General features: G+C 38.9%; 9 protein-coding genes and 2 rRNA genes (1 of these 11 only partly in view). 6 read left to right on the forward strand and 5 right to left on the reverse strand.

Annotation, left to right across the window (positions count from 1 at the left end; all coding sequences use genetic code 11):
• Window positions 1-100 precede the first annotated feature (100 nt).
• Window positions 101-1,288 carry a formylglycine-generating enzyme family protein gene (locus R3E32_17595; protein ID MEZ4886555.1) on the forward strand — a complete coding sequence of 396 codons (1,188 nt, stop codon included), beginning with the start codon at window positions 101-103 and terminating at the stop codon, window positions 1,286-1,288.
• 10 nt (window positions 1,289-1,298) lie between these two features.
• On the opposite strand, the gene R3E32_17600 is transcribed toward R3E32_17595, so the two are convergent.
• On the reverse strand, window positions 1,299-3,257 hold the full coding sequence (locus R3E32_17600) for an ATP-binding protein (GenBank protein MEZ4886556.1): 1,959 nt from the start codon (window positions 3,255-3,257) through the stop codon (window positions 1,299-1,301).
• Between the two features lie 663 nt (window positions 3,258-3,920).
• On the opposite strand from R3E32_17600, the gene R3E32_17605 reads away from it, so the two are divergent.
• Entirely contained in the window at window positions 3,921-4,346 is a 426-nt protein-coding gene (locus R3E32_17605; GenBank protein MEZ4886557.1) for a hypothetical protein, read from the forward strand.
• 183 nt (window positions 4,347-4,529) lie between these two features.
• Entirely contained in the window at window positions 4,530-5,192 is a 663-nt protein-coding gene (locus R3E32_17610) for a hypothetical protein (GenBank protein MEZ4886558.1), read from the forward strand.
• A 23-nt stretch (window positions 5,193-5,215) separates the two neighbouring features.
• Here the strand turns inward: R3E32_17610 and R3E32_17615 are convergent, their stop codons facing one another.
• Window positions 5,216-6,187, reverse strand: a complete 972-nt coding sequence (locus R3E32_17615; protein ID MEZ4886559.1) for a YitT family protein — start codon at window positions 6,185-6,187, stop codon at window positions 5,216-5,218.
• Window positions 6,188-6,288: 101 nt separating this feature from the next.
• On the opposite strand from R3E32_17615, the gene R3E32_17620 reads away from it, so the two are divergent.
• From R3E32_17620 to R3E32_17630, 3 genes are all read left to right on the forward strand, one after another.
• Window positions 6,289-7,665 (forward strand): glutamine synthetase family protein, encoded by a 1,377-nt coding sequence (locus R3E32_17620; GenBank protein ID MEZ4886560.1) that lies wholly within the window; start codon window positions 6,289-6,291, stop codon window positions 7,663-7,665.
• A gap of 176 nt (window positions 7,666-7,841) precedes the next feature.
• Window positions 7,842-9,263, forward strand: coding sequence for an orotidine-5'-phosphate decarboxylase (gene pyrF / locus R3E32_17625; protein MEZ4886561.1), 1,422 nt, complete (start codon window positions 7,842-7,844; stop codon window positions 9,261-9,263).
• Between the two features lie 26 nt (window positions 9,264-9,289).
• Window positions 9,290-9,781 carry a hypothetical protein gene (locus R3E32_17630; protein ID MEZ4886562.1) on the forward strand — a complete coding sequence of 164 codons (492 nt, stop codon included), beginning with the start codon at window positions 9,290-9,292 and terminating at the stop codon, window positions 9,779-9,781.
• Between the two features lie 34 nt (window positions 9,782-9,815).
• Here the strand turns inward: R3E32_17630 and upp are convergent, their stop codons facing one another.
• The 3 genes from upp to R3E32_17645 form a co-directional block, all read right to left on the reverse strand.
• Window positions 9,816-10,472 carry a uracil phosphoribosyltransferase gene (gene upp, locus R3E32_17635; protein MEZ4886563.1) on the reverse strand — a complete coding sequence of 219 codons (657 nt, stop codon included), beginning with the start codon at window positions 10,470-10,472 and terminating at the stop codon, window positions 9,816-9,818.
• Between the two features lie 179 nt (window positions 10,473-10,651).
• Window positions 10,652-10,765: ribosomal RNA gene (gene rrf / locus R3E32_17640) — 5S ribosomal RNA — on the reverse strand.
• A 265-nt stretch (window positions 10,766-11,030) separates the two neighbouring features.
• Window positions 11,031-12,513 (reverse strand): 23S ribosomal RNA (locus tag R3E32_17645) (it continues 1,360 nt past the right edge of the window).

Below are 12,513 nucleotides of genomic sequence, written 5' to 3' on the forward strand. Positions count from 1 at the left end.
CTGTCAATGATGGATTCATTGGCAGCCCTTTATTCGTTTATAGAAACGCATTTATCAGTACCTTTGCCTTTCCATTTATACGCAATAATTTCTCTCTTCAATGAAAAATACCACCCGAATACTTCTTCTTCTCACTCTTTTCCTTCTTTGGTCTTGCCAACAAAATCCACACTCCCTATCCTCAAAAACCAATTTAGAAGCTCCAAAAAAAATTACGCTCTGCTATTCTACTGTTAATGAACAAAATCGCCCTTTTGTCAATCAGCAGATATTGGAGGAAATTGCTACAATTAAAGTCAGCGAAACCCAAAAAGCAGATACAACAGGAATGGTTTGGATTGAAGGAGGAAGTTTTGACATGGGAGCAGATACAGTTACACCTTTAAAAGAAAATGCAGCTTTATTGGGTGCTCAACCCCGTCTTGATGAATTCCCCAAACATACGACTAAAGTAGATGGTTTTTGGATGGATAAAACTGAAGTGACCAATGCTCAGTTTAGTAAATTTGTGGAGGCAACAGGTTGGAAGACAGTAGCAGAACGCCCAATTGATTTGAAGGAAATCATGGCGCAATTACCCGAAGGTGCAAAACCTCCTTCTGCCGAAATGTTGGCTCCCGCTTCTTTGGTTTTTCACTACCCTGAAAACAAACAGCAGGCGAATTACTCCTTCAATGATTGGTGGGAAGCGGTGAAAGGAGCAAATTGGCAACATCCTTATGGAGATGGCAGTACGATTGAAGGAAAAGAGAATTATCCTGTTGTCCATATTTCTTGGTACGATGCTTTGGCGTATTGTAAGTGGGCGGGCAAACGTTTACCAACTGAGGCGGAATGGGAATATGCTTCAAGGGGAAATCAAAATGCCCAATTGTATCCGTGGGGTAGTGAGTTATTGCAGGGCGGAAAACCAAATGCAAATTATTGGCAGGGTGATTTTCCGTTGAAAAATGAAGTGACCGATGGTTTTGAACGCCTTGCTCCTGTGGGTTCTTTTGCTGCAAATGGATATGGCTTATACGATATGGCGGGCAATGCTTGGGAATGGTGCCAGGACTGGTATCATGCTGATTATTACGCTTGTGTGGCTGAAAATCAATTGGTGGATAATCCGCAAGGCCCTGACCTCAGTTTTGACCCTTCTATGCCAGATGCTTCTCAGAAGGTGATGCGGGGCGGTTCTTTTCTATGCAATGACAGCTATTGTTCGGGTTATCGAGTGGCTGCAAGGATGAAATCGAGTCCTGATACAGGATTGGAGCATACGGGATTTAGGTGTGTGCGGTGATTTCTGAAAATTACAGCATCAACTTAAAATGAGGTGACTTCGACAAATTCCAAAAATCTTTCGCTTCATTCTTAACTGGCGTTGCATCAAGGGTAAAAAAGAAGGTTGTCCCTTTTTCTTTTTGTGAAACCGTCCATATTGTACCTGCGTGTTTTTCTACAATGGTCTGCATACTCAGCAGACTGACAGTGAGTTGCTCAAAGTTTTTGGTGTGTTTCAATGATTCAAAAGTCTCAAACATCACTTTGGCTTCTTGAGGATTAAAACCTTCGCCGTTGTCTTTGACATAAAAAATGTGTTCCTTTTTGCCAAACTCTATGATGGCTATCGGATTTTTTTGTGTGAATTTCAAGGCATTGTGCAGCAAATTGGCGAGCAGTAGCCGCACCAATTCTTCATCGGCTTGAACAATCATATCCTCTTGCACCCAAAATCGGATTTCACGTTTGGGATAGCGGCTTTTGAGTTCTGCGGTAATCGTTTTCGCCATCCGACTGATGTTTACCTCCTTCAATTGCAGTGGATAGTGTTTGATTTGTTGAAAATTGAAGATGGCACTCAACAAGCCTTCCAAATTATTGGCAGACTTTTGAATCTGAGTCATGTATTTTGTTCCTTCTTTGTCCAAACTTCCGTTGAATTTTTCCCGCAGCAGATTGGAATTGACTTTTACATCTGTTGCAGGGATTTGCAGTCCTTTGTAGAGTGCTTGGTTGAAAAATTGAAGCTCCTTTTCCAGCGTTTTTATGTCCCGATTTTGCTGCAATAATTTTTCATCTTTACTTTCCATATACTTTTGCAGTTCTTGCCATTTCCTTTTGTATTGGCGAATACACCACAAAAATCCTAACAGAATTCCCAATGCTAAAATACCCAAACCCAACACAATCGTTTTCCACATAGCGATATTCTTGGCATTATTTGAGTTGCTTTTAGCAGTATTGTTGATGGGAGTCTGTGTAATCGTTGGTTTATTACTGAGGTTGGGAATTGTCCATGACAAAGAGGAATCTGAACCAGTATAGGTTTCCTCTCCAATTCCAATTGAATCTTCTTCACAAACTGTATCTATTGCTGTACTCTTTGAGATAGAGTCCGCATCTTTTTTTTCTAAAGCTTTGAATTTCAACACTTCCGCATCTTTCTCTTGCTCTAAATGGGCATATTCTTCTGCTGCCTTAAAACTTTTACCTGCCGCCTCATGCTCTCCTATCAATTTTTGGGCTTCGCCAAGTTGTTGATAAAGATAGCCATAATCAACTTCTGCCTTCAATTGCTCAAAAAGTCGAACACTTCTATTGTAGTAGCTTGCCGATTTAGTATATTCACTATTGTCAAAATAGAGTGTCCCTAAATTTTCCAAAGTTTCTGCAAAATGCTCACTTGCTTTTGAAGAAGCCAAAGCATCTAATGCCAACAAATTATACTGAATAGCTGCATCTATTCTATTTTGGGCTTGATAGCTCTCCCCTATCTTCTTTAATGTTTGTCCTAATTGCTTTTGAGAGTTTTGGTTTTCAAAAATCCGCTTTGCCTTGATGAAGTATATGATTGCGATGTCAAACTTTTGGAGCATAGAATAAGTATCTCCAACATGAAGGTAAGCAATGCTTTGAAGTATTGAATTATTTGTATTATCTGCTATTTCCGCCGCTTTTCGATAGGCAGTCACAGCTTTATTGTTCTTTCCTTCTGCTTCAAATAGTTTACCTATGCGAATGTGAATCTGAAACGCCAGACTATCATTGACTTGCTTTTCCGCCAATATCAATGCTGAATTGTAATAAACAAGAGCCTGATTAGGTGAGTCTTCTTTCAATTGCATGCCTAATTGCATCATTACTTCCATACGTTGTTTTTCGTCGGAGAGTGTATCTAATAGCACCTGTAAACTATCAGTAGAGGCATTGATTGTGGGAATATTCAGTAGGCCCACAAGTCCAATTAATAAAAAATAGAATAATTTCATGGCTTGGTATCAGTCGCTAATGTTGTGGAAATAAACATATCACTTAAATCAGATAACCCAAGATATTGAGTTAAATTTACTAAAAGTGATTATGGGCTTGGTATGGGCTTTTAAAAAATGGGAAGATTTGGACTATATTGTGGACTTCTTCTGGGTGGGAATACAAAGTAAACACAATAACCTCGCCAAAATATCCCAAAAATCTGAACTTGGGGAGTTAAGGACAATACCTCCTTGGAATATACAAGAATCTATAACCCAGATTTCTTCTCTACTCGCATATCAATGTAGGTATAGCCAAAATCATTCTTAACAAAAGTTAAGCCTCGTTAAAAAAAGCCTACTTTAGTTAAAGTATTTGCTATTAATCATTTTTTAGCATATATTAGCAACATGACACACTCAATAGAAGTTATTTAGTTTTTTACCATCAAATTATTCATCTGTTAAGCAACATCAATTACTCAACAGACTATTTCCAACAATTTTAGATGTTCAAATTACTATAAATAAACAATTTAAAAACATCTATATCTTTTATTCGTCCTTTACCAAATAACCAAGCTGTTGCCATTTTCACATGGCGAAAGATACTAATAGTTACTCAAAAAGTAGCTAAACAGGAAAATATTGTTTAACCAAATACATAAAATAATTTCTACTATGAAAAATTTACCATCACTTATTTTTGCACTTGCTTTTTTAATAATGGGTTTGAGTTCTTGTGAAAAAGAACTCGTTTATCCTATCCATACAACATCTGTCAATCAAGTAACGAATACTAATTCGACCGACTTATTCGTACCCGATGGCCATGCCTATACAATTGTAAAAGAAACAGGAACGGTCATGTTCCAAGACGACCAGTATGTTATCCGTTCACAAGGAAAAACCTATTTCCCTAATAAATTATCTGAAGAATTTCAAGCTCACAAACTCAAAGTATTTTTTGTGGGAAAAGTACGAACCAATGTGATAAATGAAGAAATCATTCCTATCGAAATCATCAAAATATCGGCTACGGATAGACCTATTGAACAACCCACTATCTCAACAAGGGTGACTGCAATAGATAGAATTACCCAATAAAATGCAGTTAATCAACAACCTAAAATTTAGGCTCCACTGAAAAGTGAGTAGATAATCAAGCTGTCAGCTACTTCAAACACAATTGAAGTAGCTTTTTTATTTTCCTTACTACACTATAAATTTTGACTTTTACTTAGTATTTTGAGGATGCAAATGCGAAAAGAAAAATTTAATTTACTAGCAATGAATAATATATCCTCCTATTTCATCTTGATTCACTGTTCTTTGTGTCTATTGATTGCCTGTACTCCCACCGAATCAACAAGCCCAAATACTACTTCAACTACGACAAAAACAGACAACACAAAAATGGAAGAGGCGAAGGCCAACACAGTTGAAGAAAAAGTGGCTGCGATTCGCAACCTTTACAAAAACATTCAAGATAATTTGGGCAAATACACCAATAAACACAAATCTTATGCAAGCGATTTAGAAGTACCCATTGTAGGCGAATTAACTGCTTTCATGGATGGCAGCAGGATTGTAAAACTGGTTGATAAAGCCGAAGAAGATCATGGGCCTAGTGTAAATGAATACTTCTTTATTAATAGCAAATTGTTTTTTCTTTTTAGTCAAGTGACGACTGTTGAAATGACCGAAAAGCCCAATAGCCATGTGCGAGAACTTCGATTGTATTTTGATGAGGGTCAAATCATTGATGCGCTAGTCAAAACCAAAACCTTCAAACATGGAGAAACAATAGACATGAGCACTGTTGCCAATGAAAAAGGAACATCCCTCATAGGTGCGGAAGAAGAAGCTGAATATTATACCCAACTAGCCTCCGAAACATTGGAGTTTTTTGAAAGCAAAGAGAGTTTTGATGAATTTTATGGCGGAGAATAATCAAAAATCGCCCCAATTTACCACTATTTCTTCAATGGTCTTTTCTTCACCATTCCTCCTTTTGTATCCTTGATACTGTTCATAATAATAAAAGCATTCTCGTCAATTTTATCAATTTCTGTTTTCAATTTAGCCAACTCCAATCGGGTAATAACCGTAAAAATAATGTTGGTTTCCTGCAAATTTTCACCCGCTTTCGCAAATCCCCTCTTACCTTGATAAATCGTGCAGCCTCGACCCATTTCTTCGGTAATCGCCAACCTGATTTTCTCATTCAGTCTCGAAATAATCGTTACTCCAATATACTCTTCTACTCCATCTATCACAAAATCAACCGTTTTAGCAGCTGCTAAATAAGTCAAAATCGCATATAAAGCCGTTTCGATAGACATAATATAAGCTCCAAAAGAAAAGATAATTACATTGAATACTAAAATAACATCTCCAATACTCAAACCCGTTTTACGACTCAGAAAAACTGCCAAAACTTCTGTACCATCAATAACTGCTCCACCACGCATTGCCAATCCAATACCTAAGCCCAAGAAAAACCCTCCAAATACAGCAACCAATAGCTTATCAGAAGTCACAATGGGATAGTGAACAAAATGAACGACCAATGCCAAACATCCAATGGCGACCAAACTCTTCACTGCAAATCCTCTCCCGATAGTGCGGTATCCCAACATCAAAAAAGGCAAGTTGATAACTACCAACAAAATCGACAAAGAAATCCCCGTCACTTCCTCAGTCAACAAGGAAATTCCCGTCACACCTCCATCAATAAAAGAATTGGGTAACAGAAACCCACCCAAACCAAAGCCAGCAGACACAATTCCCAAACCCATAAGCATAACTTCTTGCAGAAAATGAGTAATTTCAACATTGAAAATTTGGGCTTCTCTGACGAGTTGTTTTTTATCTACATTTTCTTTTCTCCTTTTGTGTCTTTTCTTTATAGTTTCAATAATTACTCTTTGAAATAATGGGTTCATAGGATATGATTTTAGGGTTTACAGGATACAATTTAGTGTTTATATTTGTACCAACATTACAACAATGCTTGATATTTTCAGCAAAATAGAACAATAATACCATGAAACAAAAAGGTCTTTTAACTATTCCTCAACTACAAAAGAAAGTAAAAAAAGGTAAAATAGAAACCATTGTAGTCGCATTTACCGACCATTATGGGCGACTTGTAGGCAAACGTTTTGACGCAGATTTCTTTTTGGAAAGTGCAGCAAAAGATGGCACACATAGCTGCAATTATTTGCTTACCACCGATATGGAGATGGAACCCGTTGCAGGATATGCCTTTGCCAACTGGGAACTGGGTTATGGTGATTTTCATCTTGTTCCCGACCTAAACACCTTACGTATGGCTACTTGGCTCAAAAAAACAGCGATTGTACTGTGTGATGTCAAAAACGAGAAAACACATGAATACGTTGTAGAAGCTCCTCGTTCCATTTTACGCAAACAAGTTGAAGCAGCCAAAAATATGGGCTTTGAAGGTTTTGCAGCCTCTGAACTAGAATATTACCTTTTTGAAAATAATTACCGTCAAGCCTTCAATCAAAATTACCAAGATCTTCAACCAGTAGGTTGGTACCTTGAAGACTACCACATACTGCAAGGCACTCGTACTGAACCCTTCAACGCTGCTGCCCGCCGACATTTGAAAAACTCGGGGATTCCTGTCGAAAACTCCAAAGGTGAATGGGGTTTGGGACAACACGAACTAAATATACAATACGCCGAAATTCTGGACATGGCAGGTCGGCATATCATCTACAAGCAATGTCTCAAAGAATTAGCAGACGAAATGGGTATATCAGTGACTTTCATGGCAAAATACCACAGCGATAGAGCAGGCTCAAGTTGTCATATTCATCTTAGTTTGTGGCAAAACGGAAAGAATGCTTTTGCAGGAGATACTCAATTTGGCCCTGTTCAATGCTCTGATATTTTTCGTTGGTTTTTAGGTGGTTGGATAGAGCATGTTCCAGACGTAATGCCTTTTTATGCTCCTACCATTAATTCTTACAAACGCTATGTAGATGGTTCTTGGGCGCCGACTCGTTTGGCATGGAGTTATGACAACCGCACTGCAGGGTTTAGAGTAGTTGGAAGTGGTCAAAGCCTTCGCATAGAATGTCGCATCCCAGGCGCAGACTGCAACCCCTACTTAGCTTTTGCAGCGGCTTTGGCTTCTGGATTGGATGGCATCCAAAACAAAATCGAACCACCTCAAATTTTTGAAGGTGATATTTATGCTGCCAAACATTTGCTCCGTGTTCCTTACACACTTGAAGAAGCTATTGAAAAAATGGATACTAGCGTTTTTGCAAAAACAGCTTTTGGTGAAAAAGTCGTAAAACATTATATTCATCACTTCAAAAACGAATTATCAGCTTATAATCAATCCGTAACAGATTGGGAACGGAAACGTTATTTTGAGCGAATCTGATTTTCCTGACAGACAAACAAGTTATTCAACAATCAAATTCCCTAATTTTTCTTAGTTTTGCACGATTTTATCAAATGGTTATAACCTGATTTTTACAAAAATTAGCATATCAGTGTTAAGCACTCTATCTGAAAAATCTGTTATTAATTTTCAATTATTGACCAATCATTCTAACAGTGAACGCCAGAACCAGACTTATTTTACAACTTTTCGATGCAAAAGTTATTGAATTTGGAGATTTTACACTCCGTAGTGGTATCCAAACCCCTTTTTATGTTGATCTCCGAAGAGTCGCTTCCTATCCACATATCCTGAAAGAAATCTGTCTCCAATTGTGGGAAACCATTTCACTTTCCCATGTTCAGTTTGATTTATTGTGTGGAGTACCTTATGCAGCAGTCTCCTATGCTACAGTCATAGGAATGCAGCAAAATATTCCGACAATCATTAAACGCAAAGAACGAAAAGAATACGGTTCTAAAAAATTAATCGAAGGTGTTTTTGAAGAAGGCCAAAACTGTTTGGTATTGGAAGACACTATTACAAGTGGCATTAGCCTGGTCGAAGCTGTTGCTGATTTAGAGGGCGAAGGTTTATCGGTCAAAGATATTGCAGTAGTTATTGACCGCCAACAAGGAGGCTCAAAAACGCTAGAACGTTTGGGATATAAAGTGCATAAATTGTTTTCCATTGAAGAAATAATGGATGTATTGATGCAAAATGGACGTATCAATTATCCTACCTTCAGAAACACCATGCTTTTTATTGAGCAAAATCAGGTAAAAATCGAAGATGTCAATGGAACAACATCTGAATCAATGCCTATGCCATACCATGAACGCATCGAAGAAGCACATCATCCCGTCACCAAACGATTGCTTCAAATTATCAATACAAAAGAAAGCAATTTAATCTGTTCGGCAGATGTGACAACAAAGTCAGAATTATTAGCTTTAGCAGATACAGTAGGTCCTCATATTTGTTGCCTTAAAACACACATTGACAGCATAAATGATTTTGATACTGATTTGATAGAAAAACTCCAACAGCTTGCTAAAAAACATCAATTTCTACTTTTTGAAGACCGAAAATTTGGGGACATTGGCAGTACGCTTCAAAAACAATATACTTCAACTCATTATGCCATTCACCAATGGGCAGATTTAATCACAGTACACGTTGTAGGTGGTGCTGCAAGTATTCAAGCATTGAAGGATACAGGACATTTTACCAACAAAGGTATGGTTATCATTGCTCAAATGAGTACAAAAGATACTTTAACGGATTCAAATTACGTTAAAAATGCAACTAAAATTGCAGAAGAACACAAGGATGTAGTGGTTGGAATTGTAGCACAAGAACGTTTGACAAATGATTTGGGCATACTGCAATTTACGCCAGGTATCCATTTGGATGTCAAATCAGATCAAGCAGGACAAGTTTACAACAGTCCCAATGTTGCTTTTGCAGAAAGAGGAACAGATGTAATGATTGTAGGGCGGGGCATTTATCAAGCAGACAATCCCTTAGAGGCTGCAAAAACATACCAAAAAGCAGGCTGGGAGGCTTACAATTCCAACATTACGGTCAATTTTTAAACTCAAAACTTCAATAATTGAATACCATGAATTCATATAGCGAGCTTTCACCTCAATCAAAAGTTTGGATTTATCAAAGCAGCCGACCATTTACACATTCAGAAACAACTGACATTCAACAAGCCTTAGCCAATTTTGTCCAGCAATGGGCTGCCCACGGTAAAGGGCTAAAAGCCTATGGAAATGTATATTATCAACAATTCATTGTATTGATGGTAGATGAAAGCGCACATGGCGCAAGTGGCTGTTCTATTGATAGTTCCGTACATTTCCTTAAAGGACTTCAAAAACAATATGAAGTCAATCTATTTGACCGTCTTACGATGGCTTATAAAAACTCGTCAAATGAATTGGTAACTGCGGATAGAAATAGCTTTGAGAAATTGGTTCACACAGGCAAAATTAAAGATAGTACGATTGTCTTCAATAATTTGGTCAGTAATAAACAAGAATTTGAAACCAAGTGGGAGATTCCAATGGCAGAGAGTTGGCACAAAAAAATGTTTTCTATAAATTGAACTTTGCGACTTGATTCTGAAGTATCCACAAGATTTAATCTTGCAATTTCTCTCCAAAAGACAAATCTCCTGCATCTCCTAATCCAGGTACAATATAACCTTTTGCAGTTAATTCATCGTCAATGGCTGCTGCCCATATGGTTACTTTATCACTAGAAAAGTTTTTTCTTATTTCATCAATTCCTATTGTACAAGCAATTGCTACTACAATATGTATATGACTTGGATTACCAAATTCAAACAGTTGCTTTAATGTTAATACTATAGACGCACCAGTTGCTAACATAGGATCTGACAAAATAACAATCCTATCTTCTAAATCAGGGCATGACACATATTCCATTTTAATCGTAAACTTACCACTTTTGTGATGTTTACGATATGCAGAGATAAAAGCATTATCTGCTTTATCAAACATATTTAATAAACCTGTATGCATTGGCAATCCTGCTCTAAGGATAGTCGCTAAAACTGGTTGCTCATCTAGCACATTACATTCTGAAATACCCAATGGAGTTTGAACAGATTTCATTTTAGAAGGCAGCTTTTTGCTAACTTCATAAGCAAATATTTCTCCTAAACGCTCTAAGTTTCTTCTAAACCTCATTCTATCAGCTTGAATAGAAACATCTCGGATTTCTGATACAATATCTCCAACTAAAGGATTCTGATTACTTAGATTATACACCATTTTAGGCAATTTACATTTAAAGTGATAAACACGCCCCAAAAATGCAACTAATTTTTGAAATTAGTTAAAATATGCTCATATTTCTATAATATATATATTCCACTTACAACTCTTAGCAATCGAATTATTTCAACAAAAAAAGAGCCGCTGCACACTTGTGTACAACGGCTCAATAATAGTAATGGCGGCGACCTACTCTCCCACACATCTTGTGCAGTACCATCGGCGCTAAGAGGCTTAACTTCTCTGTTCGGAATGGGAAGAGGTGGAACCCTCTCGCTATAACCACCTTAATTTCTTTGGCTTTCCTTATTGCTTTACAGTATTGCTGTAATTACAATTCTTATTCTCTATTCTTAGTGTTCTTTCTTATTCTTTTAGAAAAAAAAAGAAACAATTCTTTGACAAAATGGCAAGATATATTCAACTACTCTACTTTTTAAGTATCTACAACTCTCATCCTAAAACAAGCAACTATCCTTCTTTAGAAACAAGAAATATTCTACATTCTTTATCAACAACTATCTTTTAGACAATCATTAGATAGAATAAAAATAAAAAAGAAAGCTTACGGGCAATTAGTACTGCTCGACTTTGATGTCACCATCTTTACATCTGCAGCCTATCAACGTCCTAGTCTTGAACGACCCTTAAAAGAAATCTCATCTTGGAGTTGGCTTCGCGCTTAGATGCTTTCAGCGCTTATCCAATCCGTACTTAGCTACCCAGCGGTGCATCTGGCGACACAACTGGTACACTAGAGGTACGTCCAACGCGGTCCTCTCGTACTAACGTCAGCTCTCCGCAAATTTCTAACGCCCACAACAGATAGGGACCGAACTGTCTTGCGACGTTCTGAACCCAGCTCGCGTGCCACTTTAATGGGCGAACAGCCCAACCCTTGGGACCTTCTCCAGCCCCAGGATGTGACGAGCCGACATCGAGGTGCCAAACCACCCCGTCGATATGAGCTCTTGGGGGAGATCAGCCTGTTATCCCCGGAGTACCTTTTATCCTTTGAGCGACGGCCCTTCCATGCGGAACCGCCGGGTCACTTTAGCCGACTTTCGTCCCTGCTCGACTTGTTAGTCTCGCAGTCAAGCACTCTTTTACTAATACGCTCTAAACATGATTACCAACCATGCGGAGAGTACCTTTGCGAGCCTCCGTTACTTTTTAGGAGGCGACCACCCCAGTCAAACTACCCACCAAGCAATGTCCCCCTTTCAGGGTTAGATACTAAATACATAAAGGGTGGTATTTCAAGGACGGCTCCACAATCACTGGCGTGACCGCTTCGTAGCCTCCCACCTATCCTACACATCATGTATTCAATAGCAATGCTAAGTTGTAGTGAAGGTTCACGGGGTCTTTCCGTCCCGTTGCGGGTAACCGGCATCTTCACCGATACTACAATTTCACCGAGCGCGTGGCTGAGACAGTGCCCAGATCGTTACACCATTCGTGCAGGTCGGAACTTACCCGACAAGGAATTTCGCTACCTTAGGACCGTTATAGTTACGGCCGCCGTTTACTGGGGCTTCAGTTAAGAGCTTCGCACCGAAATGCTAACCCCCTTCCTTAACCTTCCAGCACCGGGCAGGTGTCAGACCCTATACTTCGTCTTTCAACTTAGCAGAGTCCTGTGTTTTTGTTAAACAGTCGCCTGGGCCTTTTCACTGCGGCTCTTTCGAGCGTCTCTTCTCCCGAAGTTACGAGACTATTTTGCCTAGTTCCTTAGCCACGGATCACTCGCGCACCTGAGGATACTCTCCTCGACTACCTGTGTCGGTTTACGGTACGAGTTGCACACTTCGGCTTTTCTTGGAAATGATTTCAGCGTATTATCCAATCACCCGAAGGCTCATGGTACTGTCCCACAATTACTCGTGGTTTAACGCCCGCTTCCGTCCGGACGCAACGCCTACACCATTCCGTCCCCTTTTTAGTGTGTGCAAGTACGGGAATATTAACCCGTTTGCCATCGACTTCCCCTCGCGGGTTCGCCTTAGGTCCCGACTAACCCTGATCCGACGAGCGT

The organism is Chitinophagales bacterium, assembly GCA_041392475.1.
Taxonomy (GTDB): Bacteria; Bacteroidota; Bacteroidia; order Chitinophagales; family UBA2359; genus JAUHXA01.

Bases quoted from the DNA above. Each gene is read 5' to 3' on its own strand.
- R3E32_17620 (MEZ4886560.1), top strand. From the start codon at position 6,289: ATGAAACAAAAAGGTCTTTTAACTATTCCTCAACTACAAAAGAAAGTA.
- R3E32_17600 (MEZ4886556.1), bottom strand. From the start codon at position 3,257: ATGAAATTATTCTATTTTTTATTAATTGGACTTGTGGGCCTACTGAAT.
- upp (MEZ4886563.1), bottom strand. From the start codon at position 10,472: ATGGTGTATAATCTAAGTAATCAGAATCCTTTAGTTGGAGATATTGTA.
- R3E32_17610 (MEZ4886558.1), top strand. From the start codon at position 4,530: ATGAATAATATATCCTCCTATTTCATCTTGATTCACTGTTCTTTGTGT.
- R3E32_17615 (MEZ4886559.1), bottom strand. From the start codon at position 6,187: ATGAACCCATTATTTCAAAGAGTAATTATTGAAACTATAAAGAAAAGA.
- R3E32_17630 (MEZ4886562.1), top strand. From the start codon at position 9,290: ATGAATTCATATAGCGAGCTTTCACCTCAATCAAAAGTTTGGATTTAT.
- R3E32_17595 (MEZ4886555.1), top strand. From the start codon at position 101: ATGAAAAATACCACCCGAATACTTCTTCTTCTCACTCTTTTCCTTCTT.
- R3E32_17605 (MEZ4886557.1), top strand. From the start codon at position 3,921: ATGAAAAATTTACCATCACTTATTTTTGCACTTGCTTTTTTAATAATG.